This is a genomic window from Ectopseudomonas composti, from assembly GCF_900115475.1.
GTDB lineage: Bacteria > Pseudomonadota > Gammaproteobacteria > Pseudomonadales > Pseudomonadaceae > Aquipseudomonas > Aquipseudomonas composti.
Genome location: NZ_FOWP01000003.1, coordinates 390,344 through 411,005, shown reverse-complemented (window position 1 = coordinate 411,005; position 20,662 = coordinate 390,344). Strand labels below are relative to the sequence as shown.

Genomic DNA, 20,662 nt, shown 5'->3' with positions numbered 1-20,662 from the left:
GCCACGCTCCACGTTCTAAATTTACGCGTAGGTAGTTGCCGCGCTTTGGGGGATTTGATGGATATCTGGATGGCCTTTCAGGCCCTGATTCTGGGCATAGTGGAAGGCCTGACCGAGTTCCTGCCCATTTCCAGCACCGGGCACCTTATCGTGGTCGGTGACTTGCTGGGCTTCAATGGCGAAACCGCTACAGCGTTCAAGATCATTATCCAACTCGGCGCCATTCTGGCGGTCATTTGGGAGTTCCGAGCGAAAGTGCTCGGCGTGGTCGTGGGCTTGCCCAATGACCCGAAAGCCCAGCGTTTCACCTTCAATCTGCTGCTGGCGTTCATCCCGGCAGTGATTTTCGGTCTGGCCTTCGCCGACCTGATCGAGCACTGGCTGTTCAATCCGATCACCGTGGCGATGGCGCTGATCATCGGCGGCGTCATCATGCTCTGGGCGGAGAAGCGCGAACACGCGATCAAGGCCGAGTCGGTCGACGACATGACCTGGAAGCTGGCGCTCAAGGTCGGTTTCGCTCAATGCCTGGCGCTGATTCCGGGCACATCGCGTTCAGGCGCCACCATTATCGGCGGCCTGGTATTCGGCCTGTCGCGCAAGGCTGCCACCGAGTTCTCCTTCTTCCTGGCCATGCCGACCATGGTCGCGGCCACGGTCTATTCGCTGTTCAAGTACCGCGACATCCTGCAGATGAGCGACTTGCCAATCTTCGCCATCGGCTTCGTCAGCACCTTCATCGTGGCGATGATCACCGTGCGTGCCTTGCTCAAGTTCATCACCAGCCACAGTTACGCTGTGTTCGCCTGGTACCGCATCGCCTTCGGCCTGGTGATTCTCGCCACCTGGCAGTTGCACTTGATCGACTGGAGCACAGCGCAACCGTGATCGGCAACGAGCGCAAGGGGCGCCTGAAAAGCTGGGACGATGCCAAGGGCTTTGGCTTCATCCTGCCGCAGGACGGAGGTACCGAGGTCTTCGCGCATATCTCGGTAATGCGAGGTGACCGTCGCCCGCAGCCGGACGACGAGGTGCTGTTCATCGAGGGGCGTGACCCGCGCGGTCGGCCGCGTGCCGAGCATTTGCGCCTGGCTGGCGAGCTGAGCCTTGACCGTCAGGCGATCCGGCGTAAACCGAAAACGCCTGGCAAGGCTGCACCCGTAGCGCGAAAGCCTGCCGCCAAACTCACGCATCGGCCAGCGACGCAGGGCTCCATCCAGCACTTCTCTAGCAAGGCCTTGATGCTTGCTTTGCTCTGTGTCCTGCCGTCGCTTGGCGCCGTGAAACTGTTCGGCAAGGGGCTCTGGTGGGTATTGCCGCTTTATCTGCTGGCCAGCGTGCTGAGTTTTCTGCAGTACTGGCTGGATAAACGCAGTGCTCAGAGCGGTAGCCGGCGCACGGCAGAAAACACCCTGCACCTGGTCGAGCTGGCCGGTGGTTGGCCGGGGGCTTTGATCGCGCAGCAGACCTTCCGGCACAAGACGCGCAAAGTGTCCTATCAAGCCGTTTTCTGGCTGATCGTTGTCGCTCATCAACTGCTCTGGATCGATCTGCTGTTGCTCGATGGCGCCTACATCGCCCGTCACATCCCCTTATTCGTCCAGTAGCAAGCCGGGTTGCAGGCGTTTGGGCAGCTTGCGCACCACCAGTTGATGCGAGCGCGTGAGTAACTGGCGCAGTTCATCGTCGCCCAATGGCAAGCGCTGGGCGCTCATGCTGACCCAGTGAGCGCGGGCCAGATAAGGCGCAGGGCGGATGCCCGGCCGATCGACATAGCCGAGAAACAGGTCGCTATCGACCTTGAAGGCCAGGTCCTCGCCAATGAAGTGGAGGATGGCGAACATCTTGTTGCCCGCCACGGAAAACACCTGGTTACTGCCCCATTTGAGGTCTTCGCGAGCACCCGGCAGGGCGAGGCAGAAGGCGGCGATCTGATCGGTTGTCATTGGCATCTCCCTGGCAGTTCCAAGGGGCAGTCTATCGGGCGTTGGAAGCCGTGCGTAGTACTTCGATCTGTCTCCGGGCATTACCAACGTGGCGACTCAGGAGGTCCAGGGCATCCTGGATTTGCTGGGTCATGTCGAGGGCCTGATGCTGTTTTCGTAGGCCTGGGTCATGACCTGCCAGGTGTGCGGGTCTGCCGGGATCAGGTGCTCGATACGCAACGAGGCCACCGTGATGTCCAGCGGCATGCCAAAGGTGGTGAAGGTGGAGAGAAAGCTCAGTTGCCCCTCGGGTGAGTCGATGTGGGTCATCACCAGCGGGGGAGCGTCGTTGGCCAGCGACGCCGGCCCGGATGGCATCGGCAAGCCTGCCAGCAAAGTGGCCAGCTCAGGATTCTCCAGGGCTTCACGAGAGGCGCGTTGCCAGGCGACCGAGCGGATTTCGTCGGCATTGAGCAGATGATCGCCCAGGCCACCTGGCTGCAACAGTGTCACCAGCAGGTTGAGTTCATCGGCGGCATTCGCTGGCAACCCCAGCAGGGCGAACAGTGCGGCCGTACTGGCGTTGGCAGCCATGACCTGCCATTGACTGCCGAGGACGATCGCCGGGGCGGGGTTGTTGGCCTGCAGCACATGGCCGATGGCTCCACGGATGGCCTCCAGAGATGGCGAAGTGAGCGGCAAGGAACCGTAGCGCGGCGCATAGCCGGCGGCCAGGAACAGGTTGTTGCACTGTTCCAACGGGGCTTCCAGTGCCATCAGCAGGGCGTGCAGGGTGGCAGGGCTCGGCCTGGCGCGACCGGTTTCGATGCAACTGATATGGCGCTGGGACATGCCGGTGATCAGGGCCAGGTCGAGCTGGCTGAGGCCTGCCTGGCGACGGAGCATGCGCAGTTGTAGACCTGCGGACGTGGCAGGGAGCGTGCGAGGCGGCAGATAGGCATTCATGCGCAGAGTCTGGCAGTTCGGGTGAGGCGACGTCTATGACCTGACAGGTCATAGAACGTAGGGCGGGCCTATCACTAAGTTGCTCGCATCATCGATCAGGAGCCGCCCATGAGCAGACCTTACCTCGCACTCGTCGCCTTGCTGGCGTTCTCGCTCTATACCGCCTGGAGCATGGCGATGGCCGAGCAGTCTCTGCTCGCTTTCGGCCTGGAGCTGCTGTCGCGGCCCGACACCGCTCAGGTGGTCATCGATCTCTATCTGCTGGCATCGCTGGCCGCACTCTGGATGTACCGGGACGCACGGGCTAAGGGCCGCTCGCTGTTTTCGATCCTGCCGTACCTGACACTGACCGTGGTCTTCGCCTCCATCGGGCCGCTGACCTACATCGTGGTCGAGGGCTTCTTGCGCACGCGCCCGCTGGAGCTGCGGCGGTGAACGGTCTTTTGCAGTTGTACGGTCTATGCGTGCTGGCGCTGTTTCTGAAGATGCTGGTGATCTCCTGTTACCAGGGCTACTTCCGGCTCAGGTATCGAGCCTTCGCCAATGTCGAGGATGCAGCCTTCGTTGGCCGCGCCGTGATGGCGCAGGATTTACCCCAGGTACGGCGTGCTGCCCGTGCCTGGGCCAACGACCTGGAGAATATTCCGCTGTTCTTCGTGCTCGGCGCTCTTGCCATTGCGCTGCAGACGCCGGACGACGTGACGGGTTTGCTGTTCTGCGCATTCACCGTCGCCCGTGCAATCCATACGCTGACGTACCTGGGCGGCTGGCAACCCTGGCGGAGCCTGGCCTACGGGGTGGGATTGGCTTGCCTGCTGGTATTGGCAGCAATGATCGGTAAGGCGCTGCTCTGATCGTCATGGCACTTTGGCAGCGCCCTGAGTTGTCTTGTAGACTCGCCTTCCTGTGATCACTCGCGAGCTGGTGTCATTCGAACGCCAGTCGATATCCCGCATGAACACCCATCAGCGTTTTCGGTTCGCCCTCTGGATACTGCTCAGCCTGTCGATATTCGCTTCGTCGGCCTGGGCGGGTGTTCGCCAGCTCGATGCTACGGCGATGGATCAGGAGCCGTTGATCCTGACCACCCATGTCGGGTTGCTGGAAGATCCCTCGCGCGCGCTGACGCTGGTGGATGTCCGCTCTGCCGAGGTCGCTGGGCGATTTCGCGTCGAGCAGGCCGCTAGCGCGTCCTTCGCCCTGGGGTTCACGCGTTCGGCTTACTGGTTTCGCCTGGATATTGGCAATTCCAGCGACCAGGCGCTGAACCGTTTGCTGGTGTTGGACAACCCGCGCATCTCCCATGTCGATGCCTACCTGCCGGACGAGCAGGGCGGCTATCGCGCCTGGCGCACCGGGGCGGATCGACCGCAAACCAGCAAGGCCTATGACAACCGCAACTTCGTCTTCCCGCTGTACCTTGCGGCGCACTCGCAGCAGGCGGTCTACCTGAGGGTCGAGTCGAGCATTGGCCTTCTGGTGCCGCTGCAGCTTTGGTCCGTCGAAGGTTTTCAGGCCTACGAGCGCGAGGACTACATGGCGCGATCCGGCTATATGGGCATTGCCGTCGCGATGATCTTGTTCAACCTGATGCTGTTCATCGCCCTGCGAGAACGCATCTACTTGCTCTACGTGACCTTCGTACTGTGCGCCGTCTGCGCCTTGACCATCAAGAACGGCATGGCACCGGACTGGACGCTGTTCGGCCTGCCACTCAACTCCAACGTGGCCTATTACTCGGGGGCATCACTGGCGCTGAGCGGCATGCTGTTATTCATGCGCAGCATGCTGCAGACAGCCCGTCTGCTGCCGCGGGTCGACCGCTGGTTGCTGGCGCTGGTGGCGTTGTACCTGGCTTCCCCTCTGCTCTATGCCGTTGCCTTACCGCAGGTTTCACGTGTGGCCGTCGTGGTCAATCTGCTCACGGCCTTCGTGATGATGGGGGTGGCTTTGGCCTGCGCCTTGAAGCGTCAACGCAGTGCCTACTTCTTTCTCGCAGCCTTCGGCCTGCTGATTCTCGGCGGGGCCACCACCAGCTTGCGCGCCATGGGCATATTGCCGACCAACGCCTTTACCGTGGACGGTCTGCAGATCGGCTCGTCGCTGGAGATGCTGTTGCTGGCCTTCGCCCTGGCTGACCGTATCAACGTCATGCGCCAGGAAAAGCTCCAGGCGCAGGCCAGGTTGTTGCAGACGCAGGAGCAACTGGTGCAAAGCCTGCAACGCTCCGAGCGTGAGCTGGAGGCGCGTGTAGCTGAACGGACCGAAGCGCTACAGGTGCTCAACAGCCGATTGGAAACCCTGAGCCTCACCGATGCCTTGACCAGCATCGCCAACCGTCGTCATTTCGACGAGGTATTGGCCAAGGAGTGGAAACGCGCCCAGCGAATGGGCGAGCCGTTGGCCCTGGCGGTGGTGGATGTCGATTGGTTCAAGGCTTACAACGACCATTACGGACACCTCGCAGGTGACAGTTGTCTGCAACAGGTTGCGCTTGCGCTGGCCACGACCATCAGCCGTTCCAGCGATCTGGTGGCGCGCTATGGCGGCGAAGAGTTCGTTTTCCTGGCACCGGCTACCAGTCTGGCCAGTGCGCAGGGCATGGCGGAGAAGCTGGTGCAGTCAGTGGCGGCGCTGGCCTTGCCTCATGTTCGTTCGCCCTTAGGCCACGTCAGCATCAGCGTAGGTGTAACAGCCATGCAGGCCGAGGCAGAACTTCCCCTGCAGACGTTGTTGCAGCGAGCTGATGCAGCGCTTTATCGCGCCAAGGCGCTGGGGCGTAATCGCGTTGAGGTTGGCTAGCCAGGTGTATTGCCAGTTCGCGAATTAGCGGTTTATGCGCCAGTAACGAATGACAGCAGAGTTTATTTATCTTCCTGGTTGACTCGCTGGAGCAACGGATGGCGTTGCACCGGCTCAATCTGAATCAGGCGCTTAACACTCCCACTTTTCCCACAGAAACCCTCGGGCTTGAGCGGTCGCGACGCTTTTATCGGACGTTCTGTGCGGTCTGGGCTGTCTCAGCTGCTTAACAAAACGCTCTCGTCTGAGTTAAGACATTTCTGTAAGTGATTGTTCTAAAAGCATAAGTAAATATTGGCCCAAGCCATGCTTTGTCTTCGAGAGTGGTGTGCTCATTGAGCGACACCCTTGAGAGGATGCCGAGCATGAAGCGGGATTGCTGCATATTGGTCTTGGTAACCATGCTGGTGGGCGTAGCCCAGGCGGGTGATGGCGACGTGATCATCAGCCGCGACGTGCAGACGCGCGTGGCAACGGTCAATCCAATAGTCCCGGATCCACATCCGCGCGTGGTCAATCCCGGCAGCATCGCCACAGGGGTCACTGGCGAGCTCGGTGACAGCGACTTTGCCGGCGTTTCCAGCGGTCTGGCACTTCCGCAGCGATTGCTCCAGGGAAGTCTCGGCACACCAATTCCTACCGCTACTCACCAAGGTATTCCCGTTCTTGGTTCGGGCCACGCGGGAGGTGCACGCAGCAACGGCATTGCCGATCAGGTCAATCGCAGCGTGCAGCAAGGTTTGCGCCCTTTGCAGAGCATAGGAGGGCGCTGACATGCGCGAGCATTGGCTGTTTTCCATTGTGCTGCTGCTCAGCCTGTCGGCGGAGGCCGACAGCATGAGCGCCAGCATCGACGCCAGTGGCCAGGCTTACCAGGGCAATCTGGCTGTCAACCAGGCTGCGGGCCATCTGCAGCAGCAGGTAAACACTCGCACCCTTGCTGTGGGGGTGGATGGCGTGGCAACGAACACCGTGGTGCAGCGGCAGGAAAACCTCCTCCAGCGCACATTGCCACTTGATACCCAAGCCTCCATCACCGGCGATTCTTTCAGCAACGGCAGTGGCATTGTCGGCATCAACCAGGCCGCTGGCATCGCCAACCAGCAGATCAATTCTGCAAGCGTGGCGCTGATCGCCGCGCCGGAGAGTCTGGATGACAGCGCTCTCGCTCAGAGCGTAACGCGCCCCAACGATTCAGCTTCAACCGTATCCACCCTGGGTGGCGAGCGTCGAGTTGACATGAGCAACGAGGCCTTCGCCGGTAGCCGTGGCGTGGTGCAGTTGAACCAGAGTGCGGGTATTGGCAACCGTTCTGCCAATCACCTCAGCATCAGGGTGGTGGATTGAGCCCTGCCGCAACAAAGGTCAACACCCAAAACCGCAAGGAGAACACCATGAAACACTCAGTACTGCTAAGTCCTCTGGCTTTTGCTCTGGCCGCGATGTTGGCAACCACTGTCCAGGCCGAAGGCTTCGGAGGTGGCTACGGTAACCCCAATGGCGCCAACGCGAGCGTCGACGACACGCAAATCAATCACAGCAACGATGTGATCAACAACGAGACCAAGAACACGGCCAGCATTGATGGATCGCTGGATGGTGCAGCGGGTAACGTCGGTGTCAACGTGGCCGCCGGTGACAACAACCAGCAGGCCAATGCTGCAGCCATTGCGACCGCCGATGCCGCGTTCGTGTTCGGAGGTCTCGCCTCCAGCAGTGCCAGTGCCAGCATTGGTGTGGATCAGCAGGCTTATAACAACACCCTGACCAATTACGGCAACCCCAACAATGCCAGCGTGCTGGGCAGTGCCAACGAAGCGACCGGCAACGTTGCGATCAACGTTGCAGCCGGCAACTACAACCAACAGAAAAACGACATGTCGATCGCCGCGTCGGAGAACGCCCTGGTCGCTACTGCGGCGTCGACTATTACCCAGACCTCCAGCGGCAACGAGACGGAGAACAAGCTTGGCGACGTGTTCGAGGTCGATGCAGCCCTGCCCACTGTAGCCAGCGGCTTCGGATTCGGCGGTGGCGGCTATAACCCGCGCACGCCACAGACCCCGGTGGTCAATAACGCCAGCCTGAGCGATTCGCTGGCCAATGCCTCGGGCAACGTGGGCGTCAACATTGCCGCCGGTGGTGGTAATCAGCAAAGCAACAGCCTGGCTATCGCCGCCGGCTGCAACGCCTGTGTAGCTCAGTAGGGAAATGGCGGCGCTGCCGTTCTGTATCGATAGCGCCGCCTCCTTATGCTGGAGGCACCATGTTCGGCTCCAGATCTCGATTTTTTACCTGCTGCCTTTGCCTGGCTCTCTGTTCGCTGGCCGGTGCTGCAGAACTACGCCTTGCCGTGCTGCCCAATGGTGGTTTGGCCCATATACAGGTGGAGAGCATCCGTGAGCGGCGTTTTTCCAACCTGGTCGAGCAGCAAACCGATTTCAGCTGCGGTGCAGCGGCCATGGCGACGATTCTCAACCAGGCTTACGGCTTGGCGCTGCGCGAAGAGGATGTGATCAGGGGCATGCTGGCCAGTGCGGATGCCGATCTGGTACGCACTCAAGGATTCTCCATGCTCGACATGAAGAACTACGCCGCCACGCTGGGACTGAGGGCGCGTGGTTATCGCATTGATGCCCAGCAGTTGGACAGCATCAAGATTCCCGCCATCGTTTTGCTCGATGTCCGTGGCTACAAGCACTTTGTCGTGCTGCAGCGTACCTACCGCGGCTACGTCTATATCGGCGACCCCGTGCTGGGGCACAAGAAGATGGGGCTCAGCGAGTTCAGCAAGGGATGGAACGGTATCGTTTTCGCGCTGATCGGCCCTGGCTACGACCGCGAAAATGCACTGCTGACACCACCGGAACCGCTGACGGCGAAGCGCCGCATCGATCACTTCAGTCCCGTCAGGGATGCCGAACTGATGGAGTTCGGTTTCATCCAGAGTGACTTCTTTTAACCAACTTGGGCCGATTGCCCAGGAGGTTGGTCATGCACAAAAAACTATGGCTAGCGGCGAGCATTCTCGCCGCCAGTCTACCGGTTGGCGCCAGCACCTTGTTCCAGCCCGTCGAGGTCAGCGATCAGGAACTGGCGCAACTGCGGGGTCGTTATGTGTTGCCGGATCGCATCATCAGTTTCGGTGTGGTGATGACGTCTACCTGGCAGAACAGTGCGGGCCAGGTCATCGGTGCTGAGGTGGCCCTGAACGTGGCCAATGGTCAGATCCAGCCGTCGCTCTACGTACGCCAGATCAGTTCGCCCGGCAACGGCAACGTTACAGCAGGCAGTGGCACCATCACTGGCGGTGCTGGCCTGGAAAACGTGCAAGGCATCGTGCAAAGCGTGCGCACGGCCGGTGATCTCAATACCGGCCTGAATGATCTGCGGCTACGAATCACAACGGGCAATGGCGACGTACCTGTCGATCCCGATGCACAGCCCTGGAACGGCAGCCAGGACTTCAGCAATGCAGCCGGCCTGGTTCACGTCAGCACTCGCGCCGGCGGTATCAGCATCGCCTTGAATGCCAGCCAGGGGCAGGGTTCCAGTAGCCAGCAAATCGGTGGCGGCGTGGCGCAGCACGCCAATATCTCCGGCACCCTGAACAACGTCCGCAACCTGGCGGCCCTGAACGTCGCGCTACGTGATAACCCGCGAAATCTCAATCTCGAGAACTGCATCGAGCAAATTCGGGCCTTGCGCCCTCACGGCTACTGACAGGTGTCCACACGGCACAAGGATCCGGTATATGCGCCCAGCATATGGCGTCTTCGTCACGTTCAGCATGAGTGTCTGTTTCAGTCTGGTGGCTTTTGCGGCCGACGACTCCCAGGTCGAGGCCCTGCAGAAGGAATTGCAAGGGCTGCGCGCCAGTTATCAGACACAGCAGAACGCCTTGATGGTGCTTGAGCAGCGGCTGCGCCAGATCGAGGGCAGGGCGGCAGCGGCAGGTAACGGCGCTACGCCTCAGTCACGCAACCCTCAGATGGCCAGTGCAGAAGCGTCGGCCGGGTATGGAACTGCCTTGAAAGATAACGCCGAGCCTCCCGCGAGCGTGGAAAACCTGTATCAGGAGGCGAGTGGCTTCTTCGGCGGTGGTACGTTCAGCATCGAACCAGGAATCACCTACAGCCACTACGATTCACGCCAGCTGTTTCTCAACGGTTTTCTGGCCCTGGATGCGATCTTCCTGGGCAATATCGGCGTGGATCAGATCAATGCCGACACCTTCACTTTCGATCTGACCGGCCGCTACAACTGGGCACAACGTTGGCAGCTGGATATCAACACGCCGTGGATCTACCGCGAAAGTACCTATCAGTCGGCAGGCGCTGGCGGTTCCAGCACATCGGTCAGTGAGGCGACCGTGACGGGTGATGCCCGGCTCGGAGACGTCAACATGGGCATTGCCTACAAGTTGCTGGATGAAGACGAAGGCAGCCCGGACGTGGTCCTGAGCTTGAGGGTCAAGGCTCCGACCGGTGTTGAACCCTACGGGATAAAACTCGACCGCGTGGCGGGGAACGACAACCTGAGCATCCCGGAAGATCTGCCGACGGGCAACGGCGTGTGGTCCATCACGCCCGGTATCACGTTGGTCAAGACCCTCGATCCCACAGTGGTGTTTGGCAATTTTTCGTACACCTACAACCTTGAGGAAAGCTATGACGACATCAGCCCGCAGCGAGGGGTCAAGGTGCCGGGCAAGGTGGATCTGGGCAATTGGTTTCAGTTCGGCCTGGGTGTGGCGTTCGCGCTCAACGAACGTGCAAGCATGTCGATGTCGTTCAGTGAGCTGATCAGTCAGCGGAGCAAGATAAAGCCTGAAGGGCAGGGCTGGCAGACCATCGCTGGCAGCGATGCCAACGCCGCTTACTTCAACATAGGCATGACCTTTGCCGCGAGCGACAAGCTGACCATCGTGCCCAACCTGTCAATCGGACTGACACCCGACGCGCCGGACTTCTCGTTCAGCATCAAGTTTCCCTACTACTTCTGAACAGCCGTGTCAGCGCAGTTGGTGTTTGTGCAGCAATCGGTAGAAGGTTGGTCGTGACACACCCAGCGAACGTGCGGCGTTACTCATGTTGGTTGAGTAATGCATCAGGGCATCTTCGAGTGCCTGGCGTTCGGCGCTCAGCAAGTAGTCATCTAGCGGGCGGCAAGGCATGGAGGCGGTTACGGCCAGGCCGATATCGTGTGCTTCTATCTGGCGGCCCTCGGCGAGAACCTGAGCACGCCTGACACGGTTGGCCAGCTCTCGCACGTTTCCGGGCCAGTCGTGGCTCATCAGCGTGTTCATTGCGCTATCACTGAATTTGCGCGGGCGACGGCCTATCTCGCTGGCGTACTGGCGAGAGAAATGTTCGACGAACAAGGCAATGTCTTCCTTGCGCAGGCGCAGAGGGGTCGTCTGTATCTGCAGCACATTCAGGCGGTAATAGAGATCCTCGCGAAACCGCCCCGCACAGATGGCCGCCTCAAGGTCTATGTGGGTCGCTGCCAGTACACGTACATTTGCCGTCATGCTCTTGCTGGAGCCAACCCTCTCGTAGGTCATTTCCTGGAGGAAGCGCAGCAGGTTCGCCTGCATTTCCAGGGGCAGGTCACCTATCTCGTCGAGAAACAACGTTCCGCCTTCCGCTGACTCGATACGACCAATCTTGCGTTGACTGGCGCCGGTGAATGCTCCCTTTTCGTGACCGAACAGCTCGGAGTGGATCAACTGCTCGGAGATGGCACCACAGTTGATCGCCACGAAAGGGCCTGCGGCCCGCCGAGACTGGTTGTGCAGACGGCGCGCAACCAGCTCTTTGCCTGTGCCGCTTTCACCCGTTATCAGGACAGAGGCATCAGTTGGGGAAATCTTGTCGATCAAGCGACGTAGCTCTTGAGTCGACTGACTTTGACCGATCAGTAACTCTCCAGCCGTTAGTGTCGGGGGCGAGGTGATACGACGATACAGACGGGCCATGCCTGAGGCGCGGCCCAGTGTGCAATGCAGGCGGGATAAGTCAAAAGGAAGCGTGTGAAAATCGAAGAACCATTCATATATGAAGTTTGCCAGCCCCGTATTACCACGCAGGCTGTCACTCATTACCGCGATCCACTCGGTCTGGCTGTCACGAATCTGTTGTTTTATCCGCTCCAGATAGTCGAGGTGGTGCGCTTGTAGGCAAATGACACACACATCATAAATTGGATCGATCTTGCTATTGAGGTCAGCGTGGTCGACTAACCATTTATTCGCTTGCAGCTCGGGAATGAGTCGCTCGCAGTCGCTTACAGGTTCCACGATCAACAGGCGTCTGGGATGGTCAAGCGAACCCAGCATACGAACTCCTTTGCCTTGACGGGCAGATACAGCGCTCGCAGGTTGTTTCTTGGCATGATGGATGCTTTGCAGTCCACCTATCGGAAGCACTTAATATGCACGGATTAATTCGGTACGACCGTGCATGAATTCACCTATTTAAATGCCTGTGAGTCATAAGCAAGGTATTTTAATATTTATTGGTTAGGTAAATAGTTCCAAGTCTGGAGAGTTATAGTTGATACCACCTGCAAGGCAAGTTAAATCCTCGCCATCCGATGTATGGCTGATCTTTTGAAAGATTAATTATTTGTGGCGATGAGGGCACATTGCCATGACGTGGCATTTATAAATACTGAGTGCCTGGACAGGAATGCCAGTCAGAAATAATTAGAAGAAAGGAAATTCGACAACTTCATATATACCCCCCCTTCGATTTCAAGCAACTGCCAAGCGAAGGAGGGGAGAGGGATCAGGCCTGTGGCTGCCAGCCACCGCCAAGCGCTTTGTAGATAGCGACGATGCCGCTGTACAGCTCCACCTCGGCTGAGGCCTGGGCATCTTCGGCAGCCAGGCGTTCACGTTCGGCATCCAGGAGCACGAGAAAATCCACGGTGCCTTCGCGGTAGCGAATTGCCGCCTGATCAGCCGCTGCACGGCTGGCTTCGGCCTGGCGCACCAGGGCCACCAGGCGTTGCTGGCGTTTGGCGTAATCGCTGAAGGCGTTTTCCGATTCCTCCAGCGCCAGCAGGACCTGCTGCTCGTACTGCGACAGTGCGCCATCGGCCTCGGCCTCGGCACCACGCAGGCGTGCATGCACGCTGCCCAGATCGAACGCGGCCCAGCTGATGCTGGGTGCGACGCCCCAGGCGCGTGCCGCCGATGCACCCAGTTGCGAGCCGCGGCCGGCAGTGAAGCCCAGGAAACCGGACAGGCTGACGCGCGGGAACAGATCAGCGGTGGCGACACCGACTTCAGCGGTGGCCGCCGCCAGCTGGCGCTCGGCGGCTTGGATATCCGGGCGACGACGCAGCAGTTCGGCCGGGTTGCCAATCGGCAGCGCCTTGGCGATCACCGGCAATGGTTTGGGCGTTAGGTCGACCTGCAATTGCTCTGGGCGCTGGCCGAGCAGGGTGGCGATGCGGTTCTGCGCACGCACCTGCTGCGCCTGCAGTTGCGGCAGGCTGGCTTCGGTGGCGGCCAGGCGGGCATCGGCGCGCAGTACGTCCAACTCGTTGCCGACGCCAGCGTCACGCAGTTGCTCGGTGATGGCGCGCGAGTCCTGCTGATTCTTCAGGTTCTCGCGGGCGATGTTTTCGCGCAGTTGCGCGCCACGCAGGGTGCCATAGGCATCGACCAGTTCGGCAATCAGGCTGACCTGTAACTGGTAATAGTCAGCCTCTGCCAGTTCGATTCGGGCTTCGCTGGCTTCCAGTTGGCGCTGGATGCGGCCGAACAGATCCACTTCCCAGGCCATGTCCAGGCCCAGGTCGTAGCGCTCCTGGCGGATGCGTTCATCGCTGGTTGGCGGTTGCTGAGCCTTGCCGAATTCGCCACTGGCGCGGCTGGTGACCGTGGGGAAACGGTCATTGGCCACATCATCACGGATCGCCCGTGCAGCACGCAGGCGGTTGAAGGCCACGTGCAGTTCGCGGTTGTCCTGTAGCGAACGCTGCACCAGTTGATTCAGCGTCGGGTCGTCGAATTGCTGCCACCAGGCGGCTTCGAAACGGCTGCGGTCGTAATCGGCCGCTTCCAGCGCGGCAATGCGCGCTGGATCGGTCACCGGCGTTCGGTAGTCCGGGCCAACGGCGCAGGCCGACAGCGCCAGGGTCAGGAGGGCGGGGGCAAAGGCTTTCATGCATGCGACTCCTGCAGACGGGCGGCTTTGCGGGCTTCGCGTTTTTCGACGGAACCGCGGATCAGGACATAGAACACAGGTGTCAGTAGCAGACCGAAGAAGGTCACACCGATCATCCCGGAGAACACCGCCACACCCATGGAATGGCGCATCTCGGCACCTGCACCGCTGGACAGCACCAGCGGTACCACGGCCATGATGAAGGCGATCGAGGTCATCAGGATCGGGCGCAGACGCAGGCGGCAGGCCTCGAGCACGGCTGCGACACGATCAAGCCCTTCTTCCTGTTTCTCCTTGGCGAACTCGACGATCAGGATCGCGTTCTTGCAGGCCAGGCCCACCAGCACGATGAGGCCGATCTGGGTGAAGATGTTGTTGTCGAGGCCCGCGATGATCACCCCTGTGATGGCGGTGAAGAGCACGATCGGCACGATCAGGATCACCGCCAGCGGCAGGCTCCAGCTTTCGTACTGGGCGGCCAGCACGAGGAAGGCCAGCAGCACGCAGAGCGGGAAGATGAAGATCGCGGTATTGCCGGCGAGGATCTGCTGGTAGGTCAGATCGGTCCACTCGAAGGTCATGCCGATCGGCAGTTCCTCGTTGAGCAGCTTGGCGATGGCCGCTTCGGCCTGGCCCGAGCTGTAACCCGGCGCGGCGGCACCGTTGATCTCGGCGGTGAGGAAGCCGTTGTAGTGCATCACCCGATCGGGACCTGCGCTGTCATCGACCTTGACGAAGGTCGACAGCGGCACCATCTCGCCACGGTTGTTGCGTACCTTGAGCTGACCGATCTGCTCCGGTTCCAGGCGAAATTGCTGGTCGGCCTGGACGTTGACCTGGTAGGTGCGGCCGAAACGGTTGAAGTCGTTGGCATACAGCGAGCCCAGGTACACCTGCAGGGTGTCGAAGATGTCATCGATGGCCACGCCGTGAGTCTTGGCCTTTTCACGGTCGATGGCGGCATCGACCTGCGGCACGTTGACCTGGTAGCTGGTGAACACCGACATCGGGTTCAGCTCCGGCAACTGGCGGGCCTTGTTGAGGATGTTCTGGGTCTGCGTATACAGCTCTTCATAGCCCAGGTTGCCACGGTCCTGAATCTGCAGGCGGAAGCCGCCAATGGTGCCCAGCCCCTGTACTGGCGGCGGCGGGAAGATGGCGAGGTACGCCTCTTGAATCTCACTGAACTGGCCATTGAGCTCGGCGGCAATGGCGCCGGCAGACAGGTTTGCGTCTTTGCGCAGGCTGAAGTCCTTGAGCGTGACGAAAACGATGCCGCTGTTGGGGCTGTTGGTGAAGCCGTTGATCGACAGGCCCGGGAAGGCCACGGTGTTTTCCACGCCCGGATGCTTGCCGGCGATTTCGCTCATGCGCTTGATCACCGCCTCGGTGCGATCCAGGGTGGCGGCATCCGGCAACTGCGCGAAGGCCACCAGGTACTGCTTGTCCTGTTGCGGCACGAAGCCGGCCGGCGTACTGGAGAAGCCCAGGTAACCGAGCACCAGCAGGCCACCGTAGATCAGCATGGCGATGCTGCTACCACGCAGCACGCGACGCACAGTACCGACGTAGCGGTTACTGGCGCGTTCGAACATGCGGTTGAACGGGGCGAACAGCCAGCCACCGAACAGCTTGTCGAGCCCACGAGAGAAGGCATCTTTCGGCGCGTGATGGTCCTTGAGCAAGATGGCGGCGAGGGCCGGCGACAGGGTCAGCGAGTTGATGGCCGAGATCACCGTGGAAATGGCGATGGTCAGTGCGAACTGCTGATAGAACTGGCCCGACAGGCCGGAGATGAAGGCCGTCGGCACGAACACGGCGCACAGCACCAGGGCCGTGGCGACGATGGGGCCGGTCACCTCTTTCATGGCCTGGCGAGTGGCCTCGACCGGCGATTTGCCCAGGGCGATGTTACGTTCGACGTTCTCCACCACGACGATGGCGTCGTCCACCACGATACCGATGGCCAGCACCAGGCCGAACAGCGACAGGGCGTTGAGCGAGAAGCCGAACATGTGCATGACTGCAAAGGTGCCGATCAAGGACACCGGCACGGCAGCCAGCGGAATGATCGAAGCACGCCAGGTCTGCAGGAACAGCACGACCACCAGCACCACCAGCACGACAGCTTCGAGCAGGGTGTGCACCACTGCCTCGATGGAGCCGCGGACGAAAATGGTCGGGTCATACACCACTTCGTAGTCCATGCCTTGCGGGAAGGACTTCTTCAGCTCGGCCATGCGCTCGCGCACCGAGTCGGAAATATCGATGGCGTTGGAGCCGGGACGTTGGAACACCGGGATGGCGACCGCCGGCTGGTTGTCCAGCAGCGAGCGCAGGGCGTACTGGTTGGAGCCGAGTTCAATGCGGGCAATGTCGCGTAGGCGGGTGATCTCACCGTTGTCGCCGACACGGATGATGATGTTCTCGAACTCTTCCTCGGAAACCAAACGGCCCTGGGCGTTGATCGACAGTTGGAAGCTGTTACCGGCATCCGAAGGCGGCGCGCCGAGGGCACCGGCGGCGACCTGACGGTTCTGTTCACGGATGGCGTTGACCACGTCGGTGGCGGTCAGCCCGCGCGAGGCTACCTTGTTCGGGTCGAGCCAGACGCGCAGCGAATAGTTGCCCATGCCGAACAACTGCACGTCGCCGACGCCGTCCAGGCGCGCCAGCTCGTCCTTGACGTTGAGCGCGGCGTAGTTGGACAGGTAGAGCATGTCGTAACGCTGATCCGGCGAGGTCAGGTGCACCACCATGGTCAGGTCCGGGGAGGCCTTGTCCACGGTCACGCCGAGACGCTGCACTTCGGTGGGCAGGGTCGGCATGGTGCGGGTGACGCGGTTCTGCACCTGCACCTGGGCGTTATCCAGGTCGGTGCCGAGGGCGAAGGTCACGGTCAGCGTCAGGCGGCCGTCGATGGTCGATTGCGACGACATGTAGAGCATACCCTCGACACCGACGATGGCCTGCTCCAGCGGCGAGGCGACGGTTTCACCGATCACCTTGGGGTTGGCGCCGGGGAAGTCGGCACGCACCACCACGGTGGGCGGCACCACTTCCGGGTATTCACTGATCGGTAGCTGGAACAGCGAGATGGCGCCGCCGATCAGGATCAGCAGCGACAGCACCGCGGCGAAAATCGGCCGCTGGATGAAGAATTGCGAGAAATTCATGGGTCTTTCCTCAAGGCGCAGGCTGGATCAGCCACGCGGCGAGCGAGCATCGATTTTTTCGGCGGCGATACGCGGGGCCTGGCTGCCATCGACGGCCTGGCGCATGCGGGCCAGCTGTTCGAGGGTGCTGTCATCGGCCATGGACACTGGTTGCGGATCGACAGTGGAGCCGGGCATGGCGCGTTGCAGACCGTTGACCACGATCTTTTCGCCCTTGCTCAGGCCGCTTCGGACGATACGCAGGCCCTCCAGCTTTGGCCCCAACTCGATGGAGCGGTAGGCCACGGCATTGTCGTCACCGAGCACCAGCACGTACTTCTTGCCCAGATCGGTGCCGACCGCTTCGTCCTTGATCAGGGTGGCGGCGTAGGGTTTGCTGCCCACCAGTTTCAGACGGGCATACAGACCCGGGGTGAAGCGGCCGTCCTGATTGTCGAACACGGCGCGGCCACGGATGGTGCCGGTGCGTGGGTTGACCTGGTTGTCGAGAAAATCCAGCTGACCCAGATGCGGATGGTCGGTTTCATCGGACAGGCCGAGGTACACCGGGCTGGCGCCACGGGCGTCGGCGCCGGACTGACGCGCCAGCTCGATGTACTTGAGGAAGGCGCGCTCATCGGCGTCGAAATAGGCGTAGACCTTGTCGGTGGACACCACCGAGGTCAGCAGACTTTCACCGGCACCGACCAGGTTGCCTTCGGTGATTTCGGCGCGGCTGACGCGGCCATCGATGGGGGCGGTGATACGGGTGAAACCGAGGTTGAGGCGGGCGTTTTCCAGTTCGGCAGCGATCGCTGCGACCTGTGCTTGAGCTTCTGTAGCGGCGCTGGCGCGAGCATCGGCCAGTTCGGCGGAGATGGCGTTGCTCTGGCGCAAACGCTCACCACGGCGCGCTTCGTTAGCGGCGCGTGCCTGACTGGCACGGGCCTGTTGTAGCTGGGCTTCGAGGCGTTTGACTTCAGTCTGGAAGGGGCGCGGGTCGATCTGGAACAGCAGATCGCCTTTCTTCACCAGGGTGCCTTCGGCGAAGGCGACCTTGTCGATGTAACCGGAGACGCGCGGGCGGATTTCAACGGACTGCGGTGCTTCGAGACGGCCAGTGAACTCGTCCCACTCGTTGATCGGCTGCTCGATCACTTCGGCGACACTGACCTTGGGGGCGGGCATTTGCGCTTGAGTCTGCGCAGCCTGGTCGCAGCCGCTGAGTGCGAGGACGCCGGCGAGGGCCAGGGGGAATATCCAGATGTTCTTGTGCTGCTGTTCCATGGGTGACTCCGCCAGTCGGATTTGTGGATGGGCGGAGTCTGCGGTGAGTCTTGGAGGGCTACGAATCGAACGCCATGAATTTCAATATCATCGGGAATGATAAAAGATGGACTTATATCAATTTCGATCTATGACGGTGCGTGAAGGTTCCTGGCGGCACTTGGATGGTGCGTTACCGGATGTTCAAAGGCTATCGGGATCGCCGCAGAACATCTGGATACGCGAGCGCAGCCAGCGCTCGGCGGGGTCGTTGTCCTGGGCGCCACGCCAGGCCATGTGCAGTTCGAAGGTCTGCGTCTGCAGCGGCAGTTCTTCGGCGCGCAGGCCGCCCGCTGCGGTAAGGGCGGCAGCGGTGTAGTCCGGCACGCTGGCGACGATATCGGTTTCCGCCAACAGGCTGGCCAGGCCGTTGAACTGCGGCACGGCCAGTACGATGTGACGCTCACGCCCGACCTTGGCCAGTTCGTCGTCGATGAAACCGGTCAGGTCGCCGGCGAAGGACACCAGCGCATGCGGGCGCGCGCAGTAATCATCGAGGCTAAGCGCACCGGGTACGGTATCGGCGCGTAGTAGCTTGGCCTTGCTGCGGCGCAGAATCTTGCGCTTGGCGTTGGCCGGCAGCTCCTCGGTGTAGGCCACGCCCACCGAGATTTCACCGGAAGCCAGCAGACCGGGCATCATCAGGTAGTTGGTACGGCGAATCACCAGCACTACGCCAGGCGCTTCGGCGCGCAGACGACGGAGCAGGGCGGGCAGCAGAGCAAACTCGACATCATCGGACAGGCCGATGCGAAACACTGCCTTGCTGGTGGCGGGGTCGAAGTCTGCAGCACGGCTGACGGCGGTGGAAATCGAATCCAGCGCCGGCGAAAGCAAAGCGAAGATTTCCTGCGCGCGTGGGGTCGGTTCCATGCTGCGACCGGTGCGCACGAACAGGGGATCGTCGAACAGGGTGCGCAGGCGGGCGAGCGCCGCACTGATGGCTGGCTGACCGAGAAACAGCTTCTCTGCGGCCCGCGTCACGCTGCGCTCGTGCATCAAGGTCTCGAAGACGATCAACAGGTTCAGGTCGAGGCGACGCAGGTCGTTGCGGTTCATCCGGGTACCATTCGAGGGATACGGGCCTTGTCAGCACGGCGCTGCTAATGAGAGCCTTTGCCCGGGCAATAGTACGGGCAGTGTGTAGCGGATTGAAAGCCGCTGAATCACTGACAGGCATGAAGACTATCGATAGAGTCTGATAGTGTCGCCGCCGCACAGCGGATAGAGTCCACAGTCATTGAAGTGTTAATCCGCGATCAAGCTCGAGGTAAGCGATGTCCCGCATGATCCGTTTTCATAAGTTCGGCGATGCCGATGTGCTCCAGTACGAAGAGGTTCCGACGCCCGTGCCCGGCCCTGGTGAGGTGCTGGTGCGCGTTCAGGCGGTCGGCCTTGGCTGGAAAGACGTGCTGTGGCGGCAGAACCTGGCGGCCGAGCAGGCCAAGCTTCCTGCCGGTACCGGTTTCGAACTGGCCGGCACCGTGGCCGCGTTGGGCGACGGTGTAAGCGACCTTGAAGTCGGCACCGCCGTTGCCGGTTTCCCGGCAAGCACGCCGAACCGTTATCCGACCTGGGGTGATCTGGTGCTGATGCCCAGCCACGCCCTGACCCGTTATCCCGAGGTGCTCAGCCCGCTCGAAGCCAGCGTGCATTACACCAGCTTGCTGTTCGGTTACTTGGCGTTGATCGATCTTGCGCATCTCAAGCCCGGTCAGCACGTGCTGATCACCGAGGCCAGCCACTGCATGGCACCGCAGACCGTGCAACTGGCCAAGGCGCTGGGCGCCAAGGTCATCGTCTCCACCAGTTCATCGGAGGACCGTGAGTTCCTGCGTGGCCTGGGTGCTGACAAGGTGATCGCGACCGAAGAGCAGGACCTGGTTCTGGAAGTCGAGCGCTACACCGAAGGCAAAGGCGTCGAGGTGATTCTCGATCAGTGCGCCGGCCCGCAGATGAAGCTGCTGGGCGACATTGCCGCGCCGCGCGGCAAATTGATCCTGTACGGCATCAACGGCGGTAACGACACGGCTTTTCCGGCTTGCGCAGCGTTCAAGAAGCATCTGCAGTTCTTCCGTCATTGCGTGTTGGATTTCACCGGTTGCCCGGAACTGGGCATTGAGCCGAACAACGAGGCAGTGCAGCGCGCGTTGACGCACATCAACCAGATGACCGCCGACCGCTTGCTGACCCCGGTGATCGACAAGGTGTTCGACTTCGAGGATTTCGTCGAAGCGCACCGTTACATGGAAACCTGCCCGAACCGTGGGCGAGTGGCCTTGAAACTGGCTGCGGATTAAAGTCCGCA

19 protein-coding genes are annotated in these 20,662 nt (G+C 60.9%); 12 read left to right on the top strand and 7 right to left on the bottom strand.

The genetic code is table 11. The features are described 5' to 3' along the window. Positions 1 to 57 precede the first annotated feature (57 nt). Together BM059_RS08155 and BM059_RS08150 are read left to right on the top strand one after the other, a co-directional pair. Positions 58 to 888 (top strand): undecaprenyl-diphosphate phosphatase, encoded by an 831-nt coding sequence (locus BM059_RS08155; protein WP_036999568.1) that lies wholly within the window; start codon positions 58 to 60, stop codon positions 886 to 888. Then, a complete protein-coding gene (locus tag BM059_RS08150) occupies positions 885 to 1,607 on the top strand; it encodes a DUF1294 domain-containing protein (protein WP_074937874.1) in 723 nt (240 codons plus the stop codon). Before BM059_RS08155 ends, BM059_RS08150 begins: the two co-directional genes overlap by 4 nt. Here BM059_RS08150 and BM059_RS08145 read toward each other — a convergent pair. Both BM059_RS08145 and BM059_RS08140 read right to left on the bottom strand, forming a co-directional pair. Beyond that, entirely contained in the window at positions 1,593 to 1,946 is a 354-nt protein-coding gene (locus tag BM059_RS08145; RefSeq protein ID WP_074937872.1) for an MmcQ/YjbR family DNA-binding protein, read from the bottom strand. The two genes, BM059_RS08150 and BM059_RS08145, sit on opposite strands and share 15 nt — an antisense overlap. Positions 1,947 to 2,075: 129 nt before the next feature. Further along, positions 2,076 to 2,891: a helix-turn-helix domain-containing protein gene (locus tag BM059_RS08140; protein WP_074937871.1), complete on the bottom strand. Its 816-nt coding sequence runs from the start codon at positions 2,889 to 2,891 to the stop codon at positions 2,076 to 2,078. Positions 2,892 to 2,999: 108 nt separating this feature from the next. Here BM059_RS08140 and BM059_RS08135 point away from each other — a divergent pair, with 108 nt between their 5' ends. From BM059_RS08135 to BM059_RS08095, 9 genes are all read left to right on the top strand, one after another. After that, entirely contained in the window at positions 3,000 to 3,326 is a 327-nt protein-coding gene (locus BM059_RS08135) for a DUF2834 domain-containing protein (RefSeq protein ID WP_074937869.1), read from the top strand. After that, complete coding sequence (locus BM059_RS08130; RefSeq protein WP_074937868.1) at positions 3,323 to 3,745, top strand: MAPEG family protein; 423 nt, start codon at positions 3,323 to 3,325, stop codon at positions 3,743 to 3,745. The genes BM059_RS08135 and BM059_RS08130 overlap by 4 nt, the downstream gene beginning before the upstream one ends. Before the next feature lie 100 nt (positions 3,746 to 3,845). Beyond that, complete coding sequence (locus BM059_RS08125) at positions 3,846 to 5,693, top strand: diguanylate cyclase (RefSeq protein WP_074937866.1); 1,848 nt, start codon at positions 3,846 to 3,848, stop codon at positions 5,691 to 5,693. 365 nt (positions 5,694 to 6,058) lie between these two features. Then, on the top strand, positions 6,059 to 6,466 hold the full coding sequence (locus BM059_RS08120) for a hypothetical protein (RefSeq protein WP_074937864.1): 408 nt from the start codon (positions 6,059 to 6,061) through the stop codon (positions 6,464 to 6,466). A gap of 1 nt (position 6,467) precedes the next feature. After that, positions 6,468 to 7,040 carry a hypothetical protein gene (locus tag BM059_RS08115; protein WP_074937862.1) on the top strand — a complete coding sequence of 191 codons (573 nt, stop codon included), beginning with the start codon at positions 6,468 to 6,470 and terminating at the stop codon, positions 7,038 to 7,040. A 47-nt stretch (positions 7,041 to 7,087) separates the two neighbouring features. Continuing rightward, complete coding sequence (locus BM059_RS08110) at positions 7,088 to 7,900, top strand: hypothetical protein (RefSeq protein WP_074937860.1); 813 nt, start codon at positions 7,088 to 7,090, stop codon at positions 7,898 to 7,900. 59 nt (positions 7,901 to 7,959) lie between these two features. After that, positions 7,960 to 8,655: a C39 family peptidase gene (locus tag BM059_RS08105; protein ID WP_051563890.1), complete on the top strand. Its 696-nt coding sequence runs from the start codon at positions 7,960 to 7,962 to the stop codon at positions 8,653 to 8,655. 32 nt (positions 8,656 to 8,687) lie between these two features. Beyond that, the gene (locus BM059_RS08100) at positions 8,688 to 9,416 is read left to right on the top strand and encodes a hypothetical protein (RefSeq protein ID WP_074937859.1); all 729 of its coding nucleotides are present in this window, start codon (positions 8,688 to 8,690) and stop codon (positions 9,414 to 9,416) included. Between the two features lie 67 nt (positions 9,417 to 9,483). Next, the gene (locus BM059_RS08095; protein ID WP_139220715.1) at positions 9,484 to 10,698 is read left to right on the top strand and encodes a transporter; all 1,215 of its coding nucleotides are present in this window, start codon (positions 9,484 to 9,486) and stop codon (positions 10,696 to 10,698) included. Between the two features lie 9 nt (positions 10,699 to 10,707). Here BM059_RS08095 and BM059_RS08090 read toward each other — a convergent pair whose 3' ends face one another. The 5 genes from BM059_RS08090 to BM059_RS08070 all read right to left on the bottom strand — a co-directional run bounded on the left by BM059_RS08090 (position 10,708) and on the right by BM059_RS08070 (position 19,413). Beyond that, positions 10,708 to 12,033 (bottom strand): sigma-54 dependent transcriptional regulator, encoded by a 1,326-nt coding sequence (locus BM059_RS08090; protein WP_074937856.1) that lies wholly within the window; start codon positions 12,031 to 12,033, stop codon positions 10,708 to 10,710. 451 nt (positions 12,034 to 12,484) lie between these two features. Beyond that, on the bottom strand, positions 12,485 to 13,873 hold the full coding sequence (locus tag BM059_RS08085; RefSeq protein ID WP_074937854.1) for an efflux transporter outer membrane subunit: 1,389 nt from the start codon (positions 13,871 to 13,873) through the stop codon (positions 12,485 to 12,487). Beyond that, complete coding sequence (locus BM059_RS08080; protein ID WP_074937853.1) at positions 13,870 to 17,049, bottom strand: efflux RND transporter permease subunit; 3,180 nt, start codon at positions 17,047 to 17,049, stop codon at positions 13,870 to 13,872. The genes BM059_RS08085 and BM059_RS08080 overlap by 4 nt, the downstream gene beginning before the upstream one ends. Before the next feature lie 27 nt (positions 17,050 to 17,076). Continuing rightward, positions 17,077 to 18,315 carry a multidrug efflux RND transporter periplasmic adaptor subunit MexE gene (mexE, locus tag BM059_RS08075; RefSeq protein WP_036999543.1) on the bottom strand — a complete coding sequence of 413 codons (1,239 nt, stop codon included), beginning with the start codon at positions 18,313 to 18,315 and terminating at the stop codon, positions 17,077 to 17,079. 183 nt (positions 18,316 to 18,498) lie between these two features. Then, a complete protein-coding gene (locus BM059_RS08070) occupies positions 18,499 to 19,413 on the bottom strand; it encodes a LysR substrate-binding domain-containing protein (RefSeq protein WP_036999541.1) in 915 nt (304 codons plus the stop codon). Positions 19,414 to 19,631: 218 nt separating this feature from the next. Here BM059_RS08070 and BM059_RS08065 point away from each other — a divergent pair, with 218 nt between their 5' ends. After that, positions 19,632 to 20,654, top strand: coding sequence for a zinc-dependent alcohol dehydrogenase family protein (locus BM059_RS08065; RefSeq protein WP_036999538.1), 1,023 nt, complete (start codon positions 19,632 to 19,634; stop codon positions 20,652 to 20,654). The last annotated feature ends 8 nt before the right edge of the window (positions 20,655 to 20,662 follow it).

Coding starts and splice junctions, on each gene's coding strand:
- BM059_RS08155 (WP_036999568.1), top strand. CDS start 58: ATGGATATCTGGATGGCCTTTCAGGCCCTGATTCTGGGCATAGTGGAA.
- BM059_RS08145 (WP_074937872.1), bottom strand. CDS start 1,946: ATGACAACCGATCAGATCGCCGCCTTCTGCCTCGCCCTGCCGGGTGCT.
- BM059_RS08140 (WP_074937871.1), bottom strand. CDS start 2,891: ATGAATGCCTATCTGCCGCCTCGCACGCTCCCTGCCACGTCCGCAGGT.
- BM059_RS08135 (WP_074937869.1), top strand. CDS start 3,000: ATGAGCAGACCTTACCTCGCACTCGTCGCCTTGCTGGCGTTCTCGCTC.
- BM059_RS08125 (WP_074937866.1), top strand. CDS start 3,846: ATGAACACCCATCAGCGTTTTCGGTTCGCCCTCTGGATACTGCTCAGC.
- BM059_RS08120 (WP_074937864.1), top strand. CDS start 6,059: ATGAAGCGGGATTGCTGCATATTGGTCTTGGTAACCATGCTGGTGGGC.
- BM059_RS08115 (WP_074937862.1), top strand. CDS start 6,468: ATGCGCGAGCATTGGCTGTTTTCCATTGTGCTGCTGCTCAGCCTGTCG.
- BM059_RS08110 (WP_074937860.1), top strand. CDS start 7,088: ATGAAACACTCAGTACTGCTAAGTCCTCTGGCTTTTGCTCTGGCCGCG.
- BM059_RS08105 (WP_051563890.1), top strand. CDS start 7,960: ATGTTCGGCTCCAGATCTCGATTTTTTACCTGCTGCCTTTGCCTGGCT.
- BM059_RS08100 (WP_074937859.1), top strand. CDS start 8,688: ATGCACAAAAAACTATGGCTAGCGGCGAGCATTCTCGCCGCCAGTCTA.
- BM059_RS08095 (WP_139220715.1), top strand. CDS start 9,484: ATGAGTGTCTGTTTCAGTCTGGTGGCTTTTGCGGCCGACGACTCCCAG.
- BM059_RS08090 (WP_074937856.1), bottom strand. CDS start 12,033: ATGCTGGGTTCGCTTGACCATCCCAGACGCCTGTTGATCGTGGAACCT.
- BM059_RS08085 (WP_074937854.1), bottom strand. CDS start 13,873: ATGAAAGCCTTTGCCCCCGCCCTCCTGACCCTGGCGCTGTCGGCCTGC.
- BM059_RS08080 (WP_074937853.1), bottom strand. CDS start 17,049: ATGAATTTCTCGCAATTCTTCATCCAGCGGCCGATTTTCGCCGCGGTG.
- mexE (WP_036999543.1), bottom strand. CDS start 18,315: ATGGAACAGCAGCACAAGAACATCTGGATATTCCCCCTGGCCCTCGCC.
- BM059_RS08070 (WP_036999541.1), bottom strand. CDS start 19,413: ATGAACCGCAACGACCTGCGTCGCCTCGACCTGAACCTGTTGATCGTC.
- BM059_RS08065 (WP_036999538.1), top strand. CDS start 19,632: ATGTCCCGCATGATCCGTTTTCATAAGTTCGGCGATGCCGATGTGCTC.